Annotated in this window: 24 protein-coding genes; 17 read left to right on the forward strand and 7 right to left on the reverse strand. The window is 74.7% G+C overall.

Annotated features, from left to right (window positions below):
* Positions 1 to 3 precede the first annotated feature (3 nt).
* From fabG to mltG, 5 genes are all read left to right on the forward strand, one after another.
* On the forward strand, positions 4 to 744 hold the full coding sequence (fabG, locus tag QWZ14_RS25620) for a 3-oxoacyl-[acyl-carrier-protein] reductase (protein ID WP_290319837.1): 741 nt from the start codon (positions 4 to 6) through the stop codon (positions 742 to 744).
* Between the two features lie 204 nt (positions 745 to 948).
* Positions 949 to 1,179, forward strand: a complete 231-nt coding sequence (locus tag QWZ14_RS25625) for a hypothetical protein (protein WP_290319838.1) — start codon at positions 949 to 951, stop codon at positions 1,177 to 1,179.
* A gap of 286 nt (positions 1,180 to 1,465) precedes the next feature.
* The gene (locus QWZ14_RS25630; protein WP_290319839.1) at positions 1,466 to 1,702 is read left to right on the forward strand and encodes an acyl carrier protein; all 237 of its coding nucleotides are present in this window, start codon (positions 1,466 to 1,468) and stop codon (positions 1,700 to 1,702) included.
* 36 nt (positions 1,703 to 1,738) lie between these two features.
* On the forward strand, positions 1,739 to 3,019 hold the full coding sequence (fabF, locus tag QWZ14_RS25635) for a beta-ketoacyl-ACP synthase II (protein WP_290319840.1): 1,281 nt from the start codon (positions 1,739 to 1,741) through the stop codon (positions 3,017 to 3,019).
* A gap of 222 nt (positions 3,020 to 3,241) precedes the next feature.
* On the forward strand, positions 3,242 to 4,045 hold the full coding sequence (gene mltG / locus QWZ14_RS25640) for an endolytic transglycosylase MltG (protein ID WP_353959346.1): 804 nt from the start codon (positions 3,242 to 3,244) through the stop codon (positions 4,043 to 4,045).
* Positions 4,046 to 4,235: 190 nt separating this feature from the next.
* Here the strand turns inward: mltG and QWZ14_RS25645 are convergent, their stop codons facing one another.
* Both QWZ14_RS25645 and QWZ14_RS25650 read right to left on the reverse strand, forming a co-directional pair.
* Entirely contained in the window at positions 4,236 to 4,394 is a 159-nt protein-coding gene (locus QWZ14_RS25645; protein ID WP_290319841.1) for a DUF6726 family protein, read from the reverse strand.
* Between the two features lie 25 nt (positions 4,395 to 4,419).
* On the reverse strand, positions 4,420 to 5,139 hold the full coding sequence (locus QWZ14_RS25650) for an ABC transporter ATP-binding protein (RefSeq protein ID WP_290319842.1): 720 nt from the start codon (positions 5,137 to 5,139) through the stop codon (positions 4,420 to 4,422).
* Positions 5,140 to 5,215: 76 nt separating this feature from the next.
* Between QWZ14_RS25650 and QWZ14_RS25655 the strand changes: the two genes are divergently transcribed.
* The 7 genes from QWZ14_RS25655 to QWZ14_RS25685 are packed head-to-tail and all read left to right on the forward strand — an operon-like array spanning position 5,216 to position 8,910.
* Positions 5,216 to 5,812, forward strand: a complete 597-nt coding sequence (locus tag QWZ14_RS25655) for an arylesterase (protein ID WP_353959342.1) — start codon at positions 5,216 to 5,218, stop codon at positions 5,810 to 5,812.
* A gap of 27 nt (positions 5,813 to 5,839) precedes the next feature.
* Positions 5,840 to 6,412: an RNA 2',3'-cyclic phosphodiesterase gene (gene thpR / locus QWZ14_RS25660; RefSeq protein WP_290319843.1), complete on the forward strand. Its 573-nt coding sequence runs from the start codon at positions 5,840 to 5,842 to the stop codon at positions 6,410 to 6,412.
* Positions 6,409 to 6,768: a DUF2946 family protein gene (locus QWZ14_RS25665; protein ID WP_290319844.1), complete on the forward strand. Its 360-nt coding sequence runs from the start codon at positions 6,409 to 6,411 to the stop codon at positions 6,766 to 6,768. The genes thpR and QWZ14_RS25665 overlap by 4 nt, the downstream gene beginning before the upstream one ends.
* Before the next feature lie 56 nt (positions 6,769 to 6,824).
* Positions 6,825 to 7,376: a YcnI family protein gene (locus QWZ14_RS25670; RefSeq protein WP_290319845.1), complete on the forward strand. Its 552-nt coding sequence runs from the start codon at positions 6,825 to 6,827 to the stop codon at positions 7,374 to 7,376.
* Between the two features lies 1 nt (position 7,377).
* Positions 7,378 to 7,710, forward strand: a complete 333-nt coding sequence (locus QWZ14_RS25675) for a hypothetical protein (RefSeq protein ID WP_290319847.1) — start codon at positions 7,378 to 7,380, stop codon at positions 7,708 to 7,710.
* 10 nt (positions 7,711 to 7,720) lie between these two features.
* Positions 7,721 to 8,182 carry a copper chaperone PCu(A)C gene (locus QWZ14_RS25680; RefSeq protein WP_290319848.1) on the forward strand — a complete coding sequence of 154 codons (462 nt, stop codon included), beginning with the start codon at positions 7,721 to 7,723 and terminating at the stop codon, positions 8,180 to 8,182.
* A gap of 44 nt (positions 8,183 to 8,226) precedes the next feature.
* Complete coding sequence (locus QWZ14_RS25685; protein ID WP_290319849.1) at positions 8,227 to 8,910, forward strand: trypsin-like serine peptidase; 684 nt, start codon at positions 8,227 to 8,229, stop codon at positions 8,908 to 8,910.
* A 7-nt stretch (positions 8,911 to 8,917) separates the two neighbouring features.
* Here QWZ14_RS25685 and QWZ14_RS25690 read toward each other — a convergent pair whose 3' ends face one another.
* Positions 8,918 to 9,310 (reverse strand): metallopeptidase family protein, encoded by a 393-nt coding sequence (locus QWZ14_RS25690; RefSeq protein WP_290319850.1) that lies wholly within the window; start codon positions 9,308 to 9,310, stop codon positions 8,918 to 8,920.
* 74 nt (positions 9,311 to 9,384) lie between these two features.
* Between QWZ14_RS25690 and QWZ14_RS25695 the strand changes: the two genes are divergently transcribed.
* Positions 9,385 to 9,714, forward strand: a complete 330-nt coding sequence (locus tag QWZ14_RS25695) for a 4a-hydroxytetrahydrobiopterin dehydratase (protein WP_290319851.1) — start codon at positions 9,385 to 9,387, stop codon at positions 9,712 to 9,714.
* Here QWZ14_RS25695 and QWZ14_RS25700 read toward each other — a convergent pair.
* Positions 9,692 to 10,108 (reverse strand): Rrf2 family transcriptional regulator, encoded by a 417-nt coding sequence (locus tag QWZ14_RS25700; RefSeq protein ID WP_290319852.1) that lies wholly within the window; start codon positions 10,106 to 10,108, stop codon positions 9,692 to 9,694. The two genes, QWZ14_RS25695 and QWZ14_RS25700, sit on opposite strands and share 23 nt — an antisense overlap.
* Before the next feature lie 81 nt (positions 10,109 to 10,189).
* Here QWZ14_RS25700 and QWZ14_RS25705 point away from each other — a divergent pair, with 81 nt between their 5' ends.
* The 3 genes from QWZ14_RS25705 to QWZ14_RS25715 all read left to right on the forward strand — a co-directional run bounded on the left by QWZ14_RS25705 (position 10,190) and on the right by QWZ14_RS25715 (position 13,182).
* Positions 10,190 to 10,702: an MmcB family DNA repair protein gene (locus QWZ14_RS25705; RefSeq protein WP_290319854.1), complete on the forward strand. Its 513-nt coding sequence runs from the start codon at positions 10,190 to 10,192 to the stop codon at positions 10,700 to 10,702.
* 66 nt (positions 10,703 to 10,768) lie between these two features.
* A complete protein-coding gene (locus QWZ14_RS25710; RefSeq protein WP_290319856.1) occupies positions 10,769 to 11,953 on the forward strand; it encodes a hypothetical protein in 1,185 nt (394 codons plus the stop codon).
* On the forward strand, positions 11,950 to 13,182 hold the full coding sequence (locus QWZ14_RS25715; protein ID WP_290319858.1) for a hypothetical protein: 1,233 nt from the start codon (positions 11,950 to 11,952) through the stop codon (positions 13,180 to 13,182). The genes QWZ14_RS25710 and QWZ14_RS25715 overlap by 4 nt, the downstream gene beginning before the upstream one ends.
* Here QWZ14_RS25715 and QWZ14_RS25720 read toward each other — a convergent pair.
* Genes QWZ14_RS25720 through QWZ14_RS25730 form a run of 3 tightly spaced genes read right to left on the reverse strand, consistent with a single transcriptional unit; the run spans position 13,179 to position 15,531 of the window.
* Positions 13,179 to 13,613: a PaaI family thioesterase gene (locus tag QWZ14_RS25720; RefSeq protein ID WP_290319859.1), complete on the reverse strand. Its 435-nt coding sequence runs from the start codon at positions 13,611 to 13,613 to the stop codon at positions 13,179 to 13,181. The two genes, QWZ14_RS25715 and QWZ14_RS25720, sit on opposite strands and share 4 nt — an antisense overlap.
* Positions 13,614 to 13,654: 41 nt before the next feature.
* Entirely contained in the window at positions 13,655 to 14,518 is an 864-nt protein-coding gene (motA, locus tag QWZ14_RS25725) for a flagellar motor stator protein MotA (protein WP_290319860.1), read from the reverse strand.
* Positions 14,515 to 15,531: a flagellar motor protein MotB gene (locus QWZ14_RS25730; protein ID WP_290319861.1), complete on the reverse strand. Its 1,017-nt coding sequence runs from the start codon at positions 15,529 to 15,531 to the stop codon at positions 14,515 to 14,517. The genes motA and QWZ14_RS25730 overlap by 4 nt, the downstream gene beginning before the upstream one ends.
* Positions 15,532 to 15,781: 250 nt before the next feature.
* Between QWZ14_RS25730 and QWZ14_RS25735 the strand changes: the two genes are divergently transcribed.
* The gene (locus QWZ14_RS25735) at positions 15,782 to 17,437 is read left to right on the forward strand and encodes an ABC transporter substrate-binding protein (protein ID WP_290319862.1); all 1,656 of its coding nucleotides are present in this window, start codon (positions 15,782 to 15,784) and stop codon (positions 17,435 to 17,437) included.
* Positions 17,438 to 17,441: the final 4 nt, after the last annotated feature.

Consider the following 17,441-nt stretch of genomic DNA (forward strand, 5'->3'; position numbering starts at 1 on the left):
CCGATGTTCGACCTGACCGGCCGTGTCGCCCTCGTCACCGGCGCCACCGGCGGCATCGGCGCGGGCATCGCCCGGGCGCTGCATGCCCGGGGCGCCAAGGTGGCCATCACCGGCCGCCGCGCGGCGGAGCTGGAGGCGCTGGCGGCCGAGCTGGGCGGGGAGGGGGTGCTGGTCGCCCCCGCCGACCTCGCCGACCCGGCCGCCCCGGCGGCGCTGGTGGAGCAGGTGGAGGGCGCCCTCGGCTCGCTCGACATCCTGGTGAACAACGCCGGCTTCACCCGGGACATGCTGGCGCTGCGCATGGGCGACGCCGACTGGGCGGCGGTGCTCGAGGTCGACCTGACCGCCCCCTTCCGCCTGGCGCGGGCCGGGCTGCGCGGCATGATGAAGCGCCGCTGGGGCCGCATCGTCTCGATCGCCTCCATCGTCGGCGTCACCGGCAATGCGGGGCAGGCCAATTACAGCGCCGCCAAGGCCGGGCTCATCGGCATGAGCAAGTCGCTGGCGCAGGAGGTGGCGACCCGCGGGGTGACGGTGAACGTCGTGGCCCCGGGCTTCGTGAAGACCGCCATGACCGATGCGCTGAACGAGGCGCAGAAGGCCAGGCTGATGGAGCGCATCCCGACCGGGCGGATGGGCGCGCCGGAGGACATCGCCGCCGCCGTGGTCTTCCTGGCCAGCGCCGAGGCCGGCTGGACCACCGGCCAGACCATCCACGTCAACGGCGGCATGGCGATGATCTGAGGCGGCGCGCCGCCACGGCGCGCGCCGCACCCGGCCGCGCAACGCCGATCGGGCGCCTGCCCAGCGCGCGCTGGCGCCGCGGCGGTGCGGCGGCCCATGATGCCGCCGTCGCGGCGCACGCGGAATTGGCGCCGGGCCCTGGCAACCCGCGCGGCGGGGCGCCGCTGATGCCTGATCGATCCCTCGAGGACAGGGGAGCTGCGCGTGGACTGGCTCGGACGATCCGGCGATCACCGCGACCCCTGGCGGGAGGGACCCTGGCTGCTGCTCGGCGCCGCGGCGCTCGCCGCCCCCCTGGCGGTGCTGGGCCAGGGCGGCGATGCCCATACCGCCTGGCTGGCCGGCCTCGCCTGCATCGCCTCGCCGGGCCTAGCGATCGAGACCATGCTCGGCCTCGCCCGGCTGGCCCAGGCCGTGGCGCCGGGACGGGACTGAGCCGCGCCCGGCGCGATGCTGCGGCGCGGCAGGCCGGACCGGCCGCGCAACGCCCCGGGCCCGCCCGGGGGGCGGTGTCCGGCGGGAGGCCGAAGGGGGCTGGACAGCATCGCAAACACCGCCTACGCCCCCTCCGGGTTCCGTGCTGCCCCTTGCCCGGTCCCGGCCGACATCCACCTTCCTCGCGGGGGGCAGGCGTCGCCGGCAGGCCTCCCGGGGGGCGCATGCAGGCCGTCCAATTCTGGCCCCCCGGCCGGGGCAACGCATTTCTGGAGACTGGCACGCGATGAGCGAGACCGCCGAGAAGGTTAAGAAGATCGTCGTCGAGCACCTCGGCGTGGACGAAGCCAAGGTCACCGACGACGCCTCCTTCATCGACGACCTGGGCGCCGACAGCCTGGACACCGTCGAGCTGGTCATGGCCTTCGAGGAGGCCTTCGGCGTGGAGATCCCGGACGATGCGGCCGAGAAGATCACCACGGTGAAGGACGCCATCGCCTACATCGATGGCCAGAAGGCCTGAACTTACGTCTGCGCTGATCGCAGGGAGAGGCTGAGCGTGTTCGCACACGGTGCCGCGCCGCGGCGGGTTGTCGTCACCGGCATGGGCATCGCGTGCCCGCTCGGGTTGGGCGTCGAACGGGTCTGGAAACGGCTGGTCGAGGGCGAGAGCGGCATTGCCGCGATCCAGTCCTTCGACGTGAAGGATCTGACGGCGAAGATCGCCGGCCAGGTCCCGGTCGGCGCCCGGGCCGAGGGTAAGCTCGATCTTGCCGAGTGGATCCCGGTCAAGGACCAGAAGAAGATGGACCGCTTCATCCAGCTCGCCGTCGTGGCGGCGGTGGAAGCGGTGGAGGACAGCGGCTGGCTGCCCGAATCGGAGGAGGATCGCTGCGCCACCGGCGTGATGATCGGCTCCGGCATCGGCGGCCTGACCACGATCTTCGAGAGCTCCCGGCTGATCTGGGAAGGCAAGCACAAGCGCGTCTCGCCCTTCTTCATCCCGAGCGCGCTGATCAACCTGGCCTCCGGCCACGTCTCCATCCGCTACGGCTTCAAGGGCCCGAACCATGCGGTCGTCACCGCCTGCGCCACCGGCGTGCATGCGCTGGGCGACGCGGCGCGGCTGATCGCCTTCGGCGATGCCGACGTCATGGTGGCCGGCGGCGCCGAGGCGGCGGTGAGCGAGATCGGCATGGCCGGCTTCTGCGCCTCCCGCGCGCTGTCGACCGCCTACAACGACAACCCCGCCGCCGGCTCCCGCCCCTGGGACGAGGGCCGCGACGGCTTCGTCATGGGCGAGGGCGCCGGGGTCTGCGTGCTCGAGGAATACGAGCACGCCAAGGCCCGCGGCGCGAAGATCTACGCCGAGGTGATCGGCTACGGCATGTCGGGCGACGCCTACCACATCACCGCCCCTTCCGAGACCGGCGACGGCGCCTTCCGCTCCATGCGGGCGGCGCTGCGCAGCGCCGGGGTCAGCCCGGAGCAGGTGCAGTACGTCAATGCCCACGGCACCTCGACGCCGATGGGCGACGACCTGGAGTTGAGCGCGGTCGAGCGGCTCTGGGGCGACGCCGCCCCCGGCCTGGCGATGTCCTCGACCAAGTCGGCGATCGGCCACCTGCTCGGCGCCGCCGGTGCGGTGGAGGGAATCTTCTCCATCCTCGCCATCCGCGACAAGGTCGCCCCGCCGACCCTGAACCTCGAGAAACCCTCGCGCGAGAGCGCGATCGACCGGGTCGCCAAGGTCGCGCAGGAGAGGCCGATCGAGGTGGCGCTGTCGAACAGCTTCGGCTTCGGCGGCACCAATGCCAGCATCGTCTTCCGCGCCATCTGACGCGGCGGCCGGGGTGGCTTCCGTGCGGGCGGCCGTGTCCTGAGGCGCGGCCTCAGGCGGGCCGGGGCGGCGCTGCTGGTCCTGACGCTGCTGGCCGGCGCCGGCGCCTGGCAGGCGCTGCGGCTCTACCAGGCGCCGGGCCCGCTGGCGGCCCCGGCGCAGCTCGTCATCCCCCGCGGCGGCACCGAGGCCATCGCCGCCGCGCTGCAGGCGGCGGGCGCCATCGACGACCCGCGGGTCTTCGCCCTGGCGACGCTGGCGACCCGCGGCGAGGGGCCGCTGCGCGCCGCCGAATTCGCCTTCCCCCCCGGCGCCTCGGTCGCCGAGATCCTGGCCATCCTGCGCCACGGCCGCCCGGTGCAGCGCCGCCTGACCCTGCCGGAGGGGCTGACCACCTGGCAGATCGCGGCGCTGCTGGCCAAGGCCGAAGGGCTGGTCGGCGAGGCCCCGGCGCTGCCCGAGGGCGCCGTGCTGCCGGAGACCTACGCCTACCAGTGGGGCGACGACCGTGCCGCCCTGCTGCGCCGGGCCGAGGCGGCCATGGCCCAGGCCCTGGCCGAGAGCTGGGCCGTCCGGGCCGAGGGCCTGCCGTTGGCCAGCCCGCGCGAGGCGCTCATCCTCGCCAGCATCGTCGAGCGCGAGACCGCGCTGGCCGAGGAGCGTCCGCGCATCGCCGCGGTCTTCCTCAACCGGCTGCGCCAGGGCATGCCGCTGCAGTCCGACCCGACGGTCGCCTATGCCGCCGGCAACGGCGTCCCGCTCGACCGGCCGCTGAGCCGCGCCGACCTCGAGCGCGAGCATCCCTTCAACACCTACCGGCTGCGCGGCCTGCCGCCGGCGCCGATCGCCGCCCCGGGGCTGGCGGCGCTGCGGGCGGTGACCCGGCCGGCCGCCTCCGACGAGCTGTATTTCGTCGCCGACGGCAGCGGCGGCCATGCCTTCGCCCGCACGCTCGAGGAGCACAACCGCAACGTCGCCCGCTGGCGGGAGATCGAGCGGCGCCGGGCGGATGCCACGCCGCGCTGAGCGGCTTGCATCCCCGCGGCCGTTGCGATACCTTAACAAGGCCGCGGGCACCGGTCCGGGTGGCTTCCGCGGGGACCTGTCGCTCAATCCTCAATTCTAAAATTCGGCCGGGGGAAACCCAGGCCAATCAAGGGCCTGGCCCTCGAGGATTGAGGGAAATTGAGCGGAATTGAGCCGTTTTGAGGCGAATTTAGTCGATCACATCGCCCACCGCATGGATCGGCGCCCCGAGCGGCTTGCCGATCACCGGCACCACCGAGATCACGTCGCCGGTCACCCGGAAGGGCAGCGCCACCAGCCCGCAGCCGGTCAGCGACAGCGCCGCGATCATCACCAGAACCATCCGCATCCTGTCTCTCCCTGGGTCCTATCGGTCAGGCCGGCACCACCAGCCCGTCCTCCATCCGCACCACCCGGCCGCAGCGCTCGGCCAGCGCCTGGTCGTGGGTGATCAGCAGCAGGGTGGTGCCCAGCCGTTCCCGCAGGCCGAACAGCAGGTCCATGACCTGCCGTCCGGTCTCGCGGTCGAGGTTGCCGGTCGGCTCGTCCGCCAGCAGCAGCGGCGGCTCGGCGACGGTCGCCCGGGCCAGCGCCACCCGCTGCTGCTCGCCGCCCGAGAGCTGCCCCGGGTAGTGCCCGATCCGGTGCCCGAGCCCGACCGCGGCCAGCGCCGCCTCGGCCCGGGCGAAGGCATCCCGGCGGCCGGCGAATTCCAGCGGCACCGCGACGTTCTCGAGCGCGGTCATGGTCGGGATCAGGTGGAAGGCCTGGAAGACGATGCCGACATGCTCCCGCCGGAAGCGCGCCAGCGCATCCTCGTCCATGCCGCCGAGCGCCTGGCCGGCGACCCGCAGGGTGCCGGCGGTCGCCCGCTCCAGCCCCGCCAGCAGCATGAGCAGCGAGGTCTTGCCGGAGCCCGAGGGCCCGACCAGCCCCACCGCCTCGCCGCGGCCGACCTCGAGGTCCACCCCGCGCAGGATGTTGACCTCGCCCGCCGCCCCCACCACCTTGAAGCCCAGGCCCCTGGCGGTGATGAGCGATTCGTCGATCGGTCGGGACGTCAGGGGTCGGGAGTGGCTTGCGATGGTGTCCATGGGTCCGTGCGGGTTCCGGGATGCCAGGCCATATGGGCGCCGGGCGGCCATTGGCATAGGGCTTTCGGGTGTCGGAGTGTTGCGCCGGGCGGCGGCGCAGGGCGCGGAGCCGGTTCGCCTGCTGGTGTTGGGCGACAGCCTCGCCGCCGGCTACGGCCTGCCGCAGGGCCAGGGCTTCGCCCCCCGGCTGCAGGCCGCCCTCGCGGCGCGCGGCCGCGCCGTCCGCATCATCGACGCCGGGGTCTCCGGCGACACCACCGCCGGCGGCCTCGCCCGGCTGGACTGGGCCCTGGCCGACCGGCCGCAGGCGGCGCTGGTCGAGCTCGGCGGCAACGACGGGCTGCGCGGCCTGCCGCCGCGGGACAGCCGCGCCAACCTGGCCGGCATCCTGGACAAGCTGGCCGCGGCGAAGCTCCCGGTGCTGCTGGCGGGGATGCTGGCGCCGCCCAACCTCGGCGCCGACTACGGCCGCGAATTCGCCGCCATGTTCACCGAGCTGGCACGGGCGCGGCCCGAGGTCCTGCTCTATCCCTTCTTCCTCGACGGCGTGGCGGGCGATGCGGCGCTCAACCAGCCGGACGGCATCCACCCCAATCCGCAGGGCGTCGCCATCATCGTCAGGCGCATCCTGCCGATGGTCGAGACCCTGCTGGACCGCGTGCCTCCCGCCTGAGCCGTCGCCTCCCGAGGAGATCCCAGCATGATCCGCCTCTTTGTTGCCCTCGCCCTGCCCGCCGCGATCAAGGCCCAGCTGGCCCTGCTGGCGGGCGGCATCCCCGGCGCCCGCTGGGTGCCGCCGGAGAACTACCACCTGACGCTGCGCTTCATCGGCGAGGTGGAATCCTGGCAGGCCCAGGACGTGGACGACGCCCTGGCCAATATCCGCGCCCGGCCCTTCGAGCTCTCGCTGCGCGGCCTCGGCACCTTCGAGAAGGCGGGGCGGATCAGCGCCCTCTGGGTCGGGGTCGAGAAGACCGATCCGCTCGCCTTCCTGCAGTCCAAGGTCGAGACCGCGCTGCAGCGCATCGGGCTCGAGCCCGAGCGCAAGCGCTTCGCCCCGCACGTGACCCTGGCGCGGACCGATCGCGCCCCGCCGGACAAGCTCATCGCCTATGTCCAGGCGCACAACCTGTTCCGGGCGCCGCCGATGCCGGTCGAGCACTTCACGCTCTATTCCTCGCTGCTCGGCAAGGAGCAGGCCTTCTACGTGCCGGAGGTGGAATACGACCTCGCCTTGCCCCCGGCGGCCGGGCTGGCTAAGGTCGCCGGGTGATCCACCGGCTGCCGGCCCCGCTTCGACGCCTCCTCGCCGCGGTCCTGCTGCTGCAGGCCGTGCTGGCGCCGTCGTTGTACCTGGCGGCCGGGCAGGCCACGCTGGCGGTCGAGATCTGCACCGCCGAGGGGCTGCGGACCCTCCATGCCGCGCCGGACGGCACCCCGGCCGGGCCGGGCCATGACGGTGCCTGCCAGGCCTGCCACGCCCTGCCGCAGGGCGCCGATCTGGCGCTGCCGGCGCTGCCGGCCCCGGCCTGGGTCGCCCTGGCGGCGCCGGCCGCCGCCCCGGCGAGCCTGCCGTCCGGCATCCGCGGCCCGCCCGGCGGGGCCAGGGCTCCTCCCGCGCTCTCCTGACGCATCCCGCGCGGCCGGTCCCGGCCACGCGTTTCCCGATGTCGCCGGAGACCGCCATGCGCCCGCCATTCCACGCCGCCCTGCTGGGCGGCTGCCTCCTCGCCGCCCCCGCCTTCGTCCCGCCCGCCGCCGCCCATGTCACCCTCGACCCGCCCCAGGCCGCGGCCGGGGCCTATGTCCGCGCCGCCTTCCGGGTGCCGCACGGCTGCGCCGGCGCCGCCACCGAGCGGCTGACCATCCGCCTGCCGGAGGGCGTGGTGGGCGCCCGGCCGATGCCCAAGCCGGGCTGGACCCTGGCCATCGCCCGGCTGCCGCTGGAGGCGCCGGTCCCGAACGGCCATGGCGGCATGCTGTCCGAGCGGGTGAGCGAGATCACCTGGTCCGGCGGCCCGCTGCCGGATGAGCAGTACGAGGAATTCGTCCTGATGCTGCACCTCGGCGACCGGCCGGGCGAGACGCTGCACCTGCCGGCGATCCAGGCCTGCGCCGGCGGCGGCACCGCCGCCTGGGCCGAGATCCCCGAGCCCGGCCGGCGCGTCACCGACTATCGGATGCCCGCCCCCTCGCTCCGGCTGCTGCCGGCGCGCGGCCGCGACGGAGCGCAGTGACATGCGGATCGCCCTGCTCGCCGCCGCCCTGCTGCTGGCCCCGCCGCTGGCCCGGGCCTGCGACACCGATTACCTGAACAGCCAGCTCACCCTGGTCTGCCGTGCCGCCCTCGACCCGGCGCTGGCCCTGCTGCGCGACCTCGCGCCGCAGGCGACCGCGGCCGAGGCCGCCGCCATCGCCCGCGCCGGCGCCCTGGCCGAGGCCGCCTGCGAGACCGGCGACCCCGAGGCCGGGGCGCAGGAGGCGATCCGCCTCACGCGCCTTGCCGGCCGGATCGAGGCCCGGCTTCCCGAACCCCCGGCGATCTGGCCCGCGCGCCAGGCCGCCCGCTGAGGACATGCCCATGACCCACCCGTACCGCCGCGCCCTGCTCGGGCTGCTGGCCGCCATCCCCGTCGCCGCCGCCGCGCATGATGCCGAGGTCGGCGCCATCTCGGTCACCCAGCCCTGGTCCCGCGCCGCCGGGGCCAATGGCACCGGCGCCGGCTTCCTGACCATCCGCAACGGCGGCACCGCGCCCGACCGGCTGCTCTCGGCCAGCTCCCCGGCGGCGCGGAAGGTCGAGCTGCATACCCATGTGCGCGACGGCGAGGTGATGCGCATGCGGCCGGTCGAGGGCATCGCCCTGCCGCCGGGCGAGACCGTCACCCTGCGGCCGGGCGGGCTGCACGTGATGCTGATCGGCCTGACCGCGGCGCTGGTCCAGGGCGGCGAGGTGCCGCTGACGCTCCGCTTCGAGCGGGCCGGCGAGGCGCAGGTGATGCTGCACGTAATGGCCGCCGGCGCCCGCGGGCCAACCCCCTGAGGCAGCTCGCCGCCGCCCTGCTGCTGCTGCTGCCGGGGCTGGCGGTGGCGCAGCCGGTGCCGCCCTCGGTGCTGCCGGGACTCGGCCGCGAGGATCCGCGCCGGCCGGTCGACCGCGGCCAGCCGCCCTGGCGCGGGCTGGGGCGGGTGCAGACGGAGCTCGGCACCCGCTGCACCGGCACGCTGATCGGGCCGCGGCTGGTGCTGACCGCGGCGCATTGCCTGGTGGCGCGGCGGACCCCGGTGCTGGTGCAGCCGGGCTCGGTGCATTTCCTGCTCGGCTACGACCGCGGCAGCCATCTCGGCCATGCCGAGGTCACCGGCTTCCGGGTCGGCGACGGCTACCTGCCGGGCGGCGGCGGCCCGGCCGCGGCGGATTGGGCGGTGCTGACCCTGGACAGGCCCCTCGGCACCCCCGACCGGTTGCTGCCGCTGCTGGAGACGGCGCCGGCGCCCCGCGCGGCGCTGGCGCTCGGCGGCTACCAGCAGGACCGGCCGGAGGTGATCCTGGCCGATTCCGCCTGCCGGCTGCTGGGCTTCGCCGCGGCCGGGCCGGCGGGGATGCTGGTGCACGACTGCGCCGGCACCCGCGGCGTCAGCGGCGCGCCGCTGCTGGCGCGCGGGGCGGACGGGTCCTGGGCGGTGGCCGGGGTCGCCTCGACCGCGGTGCTGCGGGTGGCGATGGGGGCGGCGGTGCCGGCGGCGGCGGTGCGGGCGGGGCTGCGGTGAGGCGGGGCTAGTCCTCGGTCTCGAGCCGGTCGATGTCGGCGTCCGAGAGGCCGAAATGGTGCCCGATCTCGTGGATCAGCACGTTGCGGACCAGCTTGAACAGCTCCTCCCCGGTCTCGACCCATTCGAGCAGGATGGGCTCGCGGAACAGCAGGATGGTGTCGGGCTCGAGCGGGACGTCGAGCACGCTTTTTTGGGTCAGCGGGGTGCCGCGATAGAGGCCGGTGAGCTCCCAGGGATTCTCGATCCCCATCGCCTCCAGGACCTCGTCGTCGGCGGTCTCCTCGACCACGATGGCGGTGCCGCGCACCTTGTCGCGGAGGGTGGCGGGGATTGCGGCGAAGGCCTGCTCGGCCATCTCCAGGATGTCGTCGAGGCTGGGTGGGGTGGTGTGGCGCATGGACGCACCGGAGGCTGCCCGGCGGGCCCCGTCAAGGGGCTTGCGGGACGGCGCGGCGGCGAAGGGAGGGTTCGATGGTCGAGACACTGGATGCGGCGGGGCGGGCGGCGCTGGCGGCGGCGCTGCCGGACTGGAGCATGGCCGCCGGCCGGGATGCGATCGAGCGCCGCTTCCGCTTCGCCGACTTCTCCGCCGCCTGGGGCTTCATGGCGCGGGTGGCGCTGCTGGCGGAGCAGCAGGAGCATCACCCGGAGTGGTCGAATGTCTGGAACCGGGTGGACATCCTGCTCACCACGCATGACGCGGGCGGGCTCTCGGAGCGGGACGTCCGCCTGGCGCGGGCGATCGACGGCCTGCTGGCCGGCGGCCGGCCGCCCCCGCTCAGTCCCGGCCGGCCTCGGTGACCAGCTCGGCGATGCTGGTGCGGGCGAGGTCGGCCAGCACCGCGGCCTCGGCGGCGTCGAAGCGGCTGCGCAGCAAGGCCGGGATGCGCCGGCCCGTCTGGCATTCCTGGTTGGTCCGGCCATGCACCCTGATCATCCGCTCCCGTTCCGGGTGGATCGCCCGCCAGACATCGGCGAGGCTGATCGCCGCCGCCTCGCGGGTCAGGCTGGCACCGCCGGGGCCGCGCTGCACGGTGATGAGCCCGGCCCGGGACAGCAGGCCGGCGATGCGCCGGACGACCACCGGGTTGGTGCCGATGCTGGCCGCGAGGCGGATGCTGGTGGCATCGCCGGGTGGGTCGCTGGCGACCAGGACGAGGATATGGAGGCCGACGGAGAAGCGCGTTGCGATCATGCTTTGGAATGTACCCTGCGCCACCATCGCAGGTCAGTACGGTGATGACCATATGGTCACCGCAGGCGGAGCAATAATTTCGTGAGTGACCCCGGCCTGGCGCAACCCCTGGATGAGGTCTCCGGGCTGCCGCCGGCGACGGCGGCCCGGACCGCCCGCATCACCCTGGCGGCCAGCCGCTACTGCGCCCTCAGCGGCTGGGCCGTGGTCGGGGAGATGCCGCTGCCGAACGGTCGCCGCGCCGACCTGCTGGCGCTGCTGCCGGATGGCGGCTTCGTCATCATCGAGGTGAAGTCCTGCGCCCGGGATTACCTGGCGGACGGCAAGTGGCCGGAGTACCGCGACTATTGCGACCGGCTCTACTTCGCCGTGGACCTCGACTTCCCCCAGGCGCTGCTGCCGGAGGCGGCGGGGCTGCTGGTGGCCGAGGGCGGCGAGGCGGTGCGGCTGCGCGAGGCGCCGGCGCATCCGCTGGCGCCGGCGCGGCGGCGGGCCCTGCTGCACCGCTTCGCCACCCTGGCGGCGGTGCGGCTGGCGGCGCTGGCGGACCCGGCCGGCCATGCCGCGCGGCGGGCGGCGCTGCGGGCGGAATAGGATGGGCAAGCCGCACGGGCCGCCGGCTTAACCGAAGCTTCAGCCGGCGGTGGGAGGCTGGCCGGAATGCCCGCATCCCATCCCATCGCCCGAGCGGCGCAGTTCGAATCGGGCCAGTACCGGCCAGCGACCTTCCTCCGCCGCGGGGTGGCGGTGCCCTTCACCACGCCGCACCTGCTGGGTGGCCGGATCCGCCCCGGCGACCGGTCGGAGCCTGAGCTGGTCCTGGCCAACCCGGTCGGGGAGGACGGGGCCTATGTCATCCCCTGGTCGGCGCTGCCGGACAGCTGCATGCCGACGCTGCATGACCGCGTGCTCTGGGAGCGCATCGCCCGGCTGCCGGTGCTGGCGCCCCGCACCGTCCGGGAGGCCGCCCGCGGCGTCGCCGCCGAGGGCTATGCCGGCCGCCCCGCCGCCCGCGCCGCCGAGGTCGCCTTCGCCGAGGCGCTGCAGGGACGCACCCGCACCCAGTACCACCTGCTGCTCGAGCTGGTCCGCCAAGGGGAGATGGGCCGGGAGACTGGCCGGGAGGCCGGCCCGCCGCCCGAGCGGGAGAGCCTGCCGGCGCTGGAGGCGCGCGCCCGGTCGGTGCTGCAGGAGCCGGGCACCGGGGTCGCGCCGCTTGCCGCCTTCGAGGCCCTGGCCGAGCTGGCCGCGGCCTGCAGCCTCTGCGGCCTGCCGGGCGACCCCACCGCCGCCCCGGCCCCGGCCCTCATGGCGGCGATCGGCGCCCTGGGCCGGGACATCGCCGCGGAAGCCGGGCCGGAGCAGGGCTGCGCGCGGCTGATCGCCCAGGGCGCCCGGCTCACCCTGCGCTGCTGCCGGCCGGTGCTGGCCGGGGCGCATGCGGCGCTGGCCGACCTGCCGGGGCTGCTGCGCCACTGGCGTGCCGCGCCCGGCGCCGAGGGCCGCGCCCGGCCCGGCCGCGACCGCGACCTCGCGCTCCGCACCGCCCGGCTGGACTGGCTGCTGGACGGCTGGGACCTGGTCTGCGGCCTCTGGCGCGGCGCCGAGCCCGCCCGCCGCGGCCTGGTGCTGCCCGACATGGCGGCGATGGTGCCGCTGCTGCCGGCCGAGCTCGACGACTGGTGCGGCGCCGATGCCGGCTTCGACCCCGGTGCCGAGCGGGAGGCGCTGCTGGCCGCCCAGGCGCAGTGGCGCCGCACGCTGCCGCCGGGCCAGGACGGGATGACCGGCCGCAGCCTCGAGCTCATCGCCCGCAACGAGGGGCTGCGGGCGGCGGCCGCATGACGCCGCAGGCGCCGGCCCGCAACCCGCTGCGGGAGGTCCGCAGCCTCGGCCAGGCCACGGCCCTGGCCGACGACGCGGCGGTGACGCGGATCGTCGGCTTCCTCGACGGGCTGGTGGACCGGGGCGAGCTCGACCGGATCATCGACCCGGTACGGCCGCGGCTGCGCGGGCTGGGCACGCCGCGGCGGCTGCGCTTCGCCCGGCTGCTGTTCCTGCCGCTGGATGGCGGCATCGTCTCCGCCCAGGACTGGAGCCGCGGCGCGCCGCTGCTGCCGCGCAGCGCGCTGCGGGTGCTGGCCGATGCGGTGCAGCGGGCGATGGGGCCGGAGGGCGCGGCGATCGCGGCAACCGCCGCGCAATGCACCACCGAGGAGGCCGCGCAGGTCGCCGCCTGCGGGGCGCGGGTCTGGCCGGCCGAGGCGCGGCTGCTGCCGGAGGCGCCGCCGCCGGGCTGGGCCGAGTGCGGCCTCTCGGCCGGGGACTACGCCGGCATCGCCGCGCTCTGCCGGCCGCTCTGGGCTGCCGGGACGGCGCTCTGGGCGGCGCTGGCCGCGGCGGCGGAGGGGCCGCCGGAGGCGCTGGCGCGGGCGGCGCTGCAGGCGGTGACGCCGGCCGGGCCGGAGGCTCTGGCCCTGGCGCTGGCGACCCTGCTGCAGCGGGCCACGGCGCCGGGGCGGCTCCTGCAGGCGGCCTCGGCCCTGCACCCGCAGGCGCGCGGGGTGGCGCAGCAGGCGCTGGACGGGATGCTGGCGGGGGCGCTGCCGCCCTTCGTCGAGCTGCGGCCGCATCAGCTCGCCGCGACGGCGCAGGCGCTGGCCGCCCAGCTGGACGACCTGGCGGAATGCCCGCTGCTGACCGGCGACCGGCCGAAGCGCCTGGCCGCCGCCCGGCAGCGGGCGGAGCTCGCCTTCCGCAGCCACTACATGGCGCTGGTGGAGCAGCACATGCTGGCGCCGGCGGCCCGGCTCGGTGCCGCGCCGCAGGTGCAGGACGCGGAGGTGGCGGCGATGGAGACCGCGGCACGGCACCTGCGGGCGCTGGAGGCGGCGGGGCGGCGGCTCGGCGGCGGCCTGCACTACGACTGGGCGACCCAGGAGATGACCCGGCGGATCGCCGCCCTGCTGCCGCCGCGGGACCGGCCCGGGGCGCTGCGGCGGATCGACCTGGCCCGCTGCCTCGAGATCCTCGCCGGGCCGGAGGTGGCGGCGGCGGCCCTGGGCCGGGGCTAGTCCAGCGGCACGCCCTGCCGGTCGCCGCTGCCGGCGCGGTAGCGGTGGGTGGAGGCGCCGAAGGCGACGAGCGTGCCGGCCTCGTCGAAGACCTCGGTGCGGGCGAAGAAGACGTTGCGGCCGGCGGTCATCACCCGACCCTCGGCGGAAAGCCGCAGGCCGATGCGGGCCTGGCCGGTGAAGCGGCAGTCGAGGTCGAGCGTCACCGCCCGGCGGACCCGGCCGGGGAAGGGGCAATAGAGTCCGGCGAAGGCTGCCGCCTGGTCGATCATCGAGAGCAGCACGCCGCCATGGACGATGCCGGAGCGGTTGGCGTGGTGCTCGACGGTGTCGCAGACGAGCCGGGCGAAGCCGTCCTCCCAGGCGGCGACGGTGACGCCGAGGTGGCGGTGGTAGGGGCTGTCGGAATTGGGGAAGTCCGGGGTTTCCATCGCGGATGCCTGCCGGGCGGCGGCGGGCGCGTCAAGCGGCCTCAGATCTGGATGTCCTGCAGCGCCGCCTCGAGCTCCTGGAAGCTCGGCATGGAGTGGCTGGGCGCCGCCTTGCGCCCGGCCTCGACCGCGACCTGCGGGGCGTTGCCGTGCAGGTGGGAGACGATGACGGCGCGGATGACCTCGTAGAATTTGCAGTCCTCGTCGACCACGCCCTTCAGCCGCGCGGCCATGGGGCCCATCATGCCGTAGGCGAGCAGGATGCCGAGGAAGGTGCCGACCAGGGCGCCGCCGATCATGCCGCCGAGGACCGAGGGCGGCTGGTCGATGCTGGCCATGGTCTTGATGACGCCGAGCACGGCGGCGACGATGCCGAGCGCCGGCAGCGCGTCGGCGATGGCCTGCAGCGCGTGCGAGGCGTGCATCTCCTCGACCGCGACCTTCTTCAGCTCCTTCGACATGATGTCCTCGATCTGGTGCGGGTCGTCGGCGTTCATGCCCACCATCCGCAGGTAGTCGCAGATCATCAGCGTCGCGGCCTTGTCCTTGGCGATCTTGGGGAATTTCTGGAAGGCGGCGCTCTCCTCCGGCTTCTCGATGTGCGGCTCGAGCGCCATGGCGCCCTTCGACTGGGCGAGCCGGACGAAGTAGTAGAGCAGGGTCAGCAGCTCGACGTATTCGTGCTTGTGGAAGCGGCAGCCCTTGACGATCTTGCCGAAGCCGCCGAGCACGTGCTTGATGTCGTGCACGCTGTTCGACATGACGAAGGCGCCGATCGCCGCGCCGCCGATGGTGATCATCTCGTGCGGCAGCGAATGCAGGATGATGTCGAACTTGCCGCCGGCCATGACATAGCCGCCGAAGACGCAGCCCAGCAGGAAGACCAGGCCGCCGATCGTGGTCATGGGGCGGCGCTCTCCGGCAGGGCGCGCAGCAGGGTGATGGCGACGCGGCGGTTGGCCGGGTTGGTGGGCTCGTCCGGCAGCAGCAGGCTGCGGTCGGCATGGCCGGTGACGCTGCTGAGCCGGCCCTCGGCGATGCCGCCCTCGACCATGATGCGGCGGACCGCATTGGCGCGGTCGGCCGAGAGTTCCCAGTTGCTGCGGTCCTGGCCGCGGAAGGGCGTCGCGTCGGTATGGCCGGCGATTGCCAGGGCATTGGGCAGGCGGGCGGCGATGCCGATCACCTTCTGCAGCAGCGCCCGGGCGCGCTCGTTCGGGGCGGTGCCGCCGATCGGGAACATCGGCCGGCGCTCGGCATCGAGCAGCTGGATGCGCAGCCCCTCCGGCACCTGCTCCACCACCAGCTGGCGGGCGAGCTCGGCCAGGGCCGGGTCGTCGCGGACCGCGGCGCGGATATCCTCGGCGGCGCGGTCGAAGGCCTGGCGCTCACGCCGGGCCAGCTCGGCGCGGAGCTCGCCGTCGGGGATGGCGGCGGGGTTCAGTTCGGCGGGCTGGCCGGGCTGGGCCGCGGCCTCGGTCCCGGGGGAGGGGGGCAGGGCGGCGGGTGCGGAGGTGGCCTCGGCCGGCGGGCGGCCGGGGTCGGCCTGGCCCTCGGGCGGGGCCTCGCCCTCCTCGTCGAGGTCGAGCCGGACCGGGGCGGGGCCGCGCTCCACCCGGATGGCGCCCTCGTCGGAGACGGCGGTGCCTTCGGAATTCGGGGTGCGGCCGCCGAAGGGCTGGCCGCTGCCGGAGGCGGCGCGGGCCAGCACGTTGCTCGGGGAGAAGTAGTCGGCCAGGCCGCGGCGCTGTTCCTCCGAGGTGGCGTTGAGCAGCCACATCAGCAGGAAGAAGGCCATCATGGCGGTGACGAAATCGGCATAGGCGACCTTCCAGGCGCCGCCATGGTGCCCGGCCTCACCGCCTTCCTCCCGCTTGATGACGATGGTGACGCCCGCGTTCTTGCCCTTGCCTGCCATGCCCACCCGCTCCGAGGCCGGCATTCTGCCGGGGGAGGGCTTAAGGCGGGGCTAAGCCGCGGCGGTGGCCCGGGAACAGCCTGGAAGGGAGGCAGGCTGCCCGGTGGCTGGGCAGGTGGCTGGGCAGGTCCGGCCCGGCCCGGCCGGCCCGGGCCCGTGCCGGGGGTCGCCCGGCGGCCGCGGCGGCGGATGGCACGGGCCTTGCCAACCTGCGGCCCGCCACCCCTCCGCCTGCCGGGAAGAAACCGCCATGCCTGCCTCCGCCATGACGACACGTGCCACCGCCACGGGCGCCCCGACGCCGGGCCGCCGCCTGCTGGCGGCCTGCGGCCTGCTGGCGCTGCTGGCCGGCCCGGCCCATGCCCAGGGGACCATCCGCATCGGCATGACCGCGGCCGATATCCCGCTCACCCATGGCCAGCCGGACCAGGGCTTCGAGGGCAACCGCTTCACCGGCATCCCGCTGTACGACGCGCTGACCGCCTGGGACCTCTCGGCCGCCGACCGCCCCTCCGCCGTCATCCCGGGCCTCGCCACCGAATGGGCGGTGGACGCGGCGGACAAGACCCGCTGGGTCTTCAGGCTGCGCCCGGGCGTCGTCTTCCACGACGGCAGCCCCTTCAACGCCGATGCGGTGGTCTGGAACGTGCGGAAGGTGCTGGACCGCGAGGCGCCGCACTACGACCCGCGCCAGGTCGGGCTGACCGCGACGCGCATGCCGGCGCTGCGCCGGGCCGAGAAGATCGACGACCTCACCGTGGCGCTGATCACCAGCGAGCCGGACAGCCTGCTGCCGATCAACCTGACCAACCTCTTCATGGCGAGCCCCACCCAGTGGGAGAAGCACCGCGCCGCCAGCCCCAATGCCGAGACCGCCTGGAACACCTTCGCCCGCGAGCCCGCCGGCACCGGCCCCTTCAAGCTGACCCGCTTCGTCGCGCGCGAGCGGGTGGAGATGGTCCGCAACGACGCCTATTGGGGCACCAAGGCGAAGGCCGACCGCATCGTGCTGCTGCCGATCCCGGAGGCCAATGCCCGCACCGCGGCGCTGCTCTCGGGCCAGGTCGACTGGATCGAGGCGCCGGCGCCCGATACCGTGCCGCAGCTCCGCAGCCGGCAGATGGTCATCACCCAGAACCTGCAGCCGCATGTCTGGCCCTGGCAGCCCTGCTTCACCGCCGGCAACCCCATGGCCGATGTCCGGGTGCGGAAGGCGCTGAACCTCGCCATCGACCGCGAGGGGCTGAAGCAGCTGCTCGGCGGCTTCATGGTGGCCCCCGTGGGCACCGTGGCGCCGGGGCATCCCTGGTGGGGCAACCCGAGCTTCCAGATCCGCACCGACAAGGCCGAGGCGCGGCGCCTGCTGGCCGAGGCGGGCTACACCGCGCAGCGGCCGCTGACGCTGAAAATCCAGATCAGCGCCTCCGGCTCCGGCCAGATGCAGCCGCTGCCGATGAACGAGTTCCTGCAGCAGGACCTGAAGCAGGTCGGCGTCAACATCGAGTTCGACGTGGTGGACTGGAACACGCTGTTCACCAACTGGCGGCAGGGCTGCCAGGCGGCCTCGGCGCGCGGCGCGCATGCGACCAATGTGTCCTTCGCCGCCATGGACCCCTTCTTCGCCATGGTCCGCTTCTGGGACAGCCGGATGGCGCCGCCGGTCTCGAACAACTGGGGCCATTTCAGCGACCCGCGCTTCGACGCGATGATCCGCGAGGCGCGCAGCACCTTCGACCCCGCGGCGCGCGATGCGGCATTGGCGAAGCTGCACGCGGCCGGGGTGGACGAGGCGCTGTTCATCTGGATCGCGCATGACGTCTCGCCACGGGCGATGACGCCGCGCATTCGCGGCTATGTCCAGCCGCAGAGCTGGTTCGTCGACCTGCGGCTGCCTTATGTCCAGTAACCCG

Source organism: Paeniroseomonas aquatica (assembly GCF_030409335.1).
GTDB classification, from domain to species: Bacteria; Pseudomonadota; Alphaproteobacteria; order Acetobacterales; family Acetobacteraceae; genus Belnapia; species Belnapia aquatica.

Bases quoted from the DNA above. Each gene is read 5' to 3' on its own strand.
- fabG (WP_290319837.1), top strand. From the start codon at position 4: ATGTTCGACCTGACCGGCCGTGTCGCCCTCGTCACCGGCGCCACCGGC.
- QWZ14_RS25630 (WP_290319839.1), top strand. From the start codon at position 1,466: ATGAGCGAGACCGCCGAGAAGGTTAAGAAGATCGTCGTCGAGCACCTC.
- QWZ14_RS25645 (WP_290319841.1), bottom strand. From the start codon at position 4,394: ATGCGGATGGTTCTGGTGATGATCGCGGCGCTGTCGCTGACCGGCTGC.
- QWZ14_RS25650 (WP_290319842.1), bottom strand. From the start codon at position 5,139: ATGGACACCATCGCAAGCCACTCCCGACCCCTGACGTCCCGACCGATC.
- thpR (WP_290319843.1), top strand. From the start codon at position 5,840: ATGATCCGCCTCTTTGTTGCCCTCGCCCTGCCCGCCGCGATCAAGGCC.
- QWZ14_RS25670 (WP_290319845.1), top strand. From the start codon at position 6,825: ATGCGCCCGCCATTCCACGCCGCCCTGCTGGGCGGCTGCCTCCTCGCC.
- QWZ14_RS25675 (WP_290319847.1), top strand. From the start codon at position 7,378: ATGCGGATCGCCCTGCTCGCCGCCGCCCTGCTGCTGGCCCCGCCGCTG.
- QWZ14_RS25680 (WP_290319848.1), top strand. From the start codon at position 7,721: ATGACCCACCCGTACCGCCGCGCCCTGCTCGGGCTGCTGGCCGCCATC.
- QWZ14_RS25690 (WP_290319850.1), bottom strand. From the start codon at position 9,310: ATGCGCCACACCACCCCACCCAGCCTCGACGACATCCTGGAGATGGCC.
- QWZ14_RS25695 (WP_290319851.1), top strand. From the start codon at position 9,385: ATGGTCGAGACACTGGATGCGGCGGGGCGGGCGGCGCTGGCGGCGGCG.
- QWZ14_RS25700 (WP_290319852.1), bottom strand. From the start codon at position 10,108: ATGATCGCAACGCGCTTCTCCGTCGGCCTCCATATCCTCGTCCTGGTC.
- QWZ14_RS25710 (WP_290319856.1), top strand. From the start codon at position 10,769: ATGCCCGCATCCCATCCCATCGCCCGAGCGGCGCAGTTCGAATCGGGC.
- QWZ14_RS25715 (WP_290319858.1), top strand. From the start codon at position 11,950: ATGACGCCGCAGGCGCCGGCCCGCAACCCGCTGCGGGAGGTCCGCAGC.
- QWZ14_RS25720 (WP_290319859.1), bottom strand. From the start codon at position 13,613: ATGGAAACCCCGGACTTCCCCAATTCCGACAGCCCCTACCACCGCCAC.
- motA (WP_290319860.1), bottom strand. From the start codon at position 14,518: ATGACCACGATCGGCGGCCTGGTCTTCCTGCTGGGCTGCGTCTTCGGC.
- QWZ14_RS25730 (WP_290319861.1), bottom strand. From the start codon at position 15,531: ATGGCAGGCAAGGGCAAGAACGCGGGCGTCACCATCGTCATCAAGCGG.
- QWZ14_RS25735 (WP_290319862.1), top strand. From the start codon at position 15,782: ATGCCTGCCTCCGCCATGACGACACGTGCCACCGCCACGGGCGCCCCG.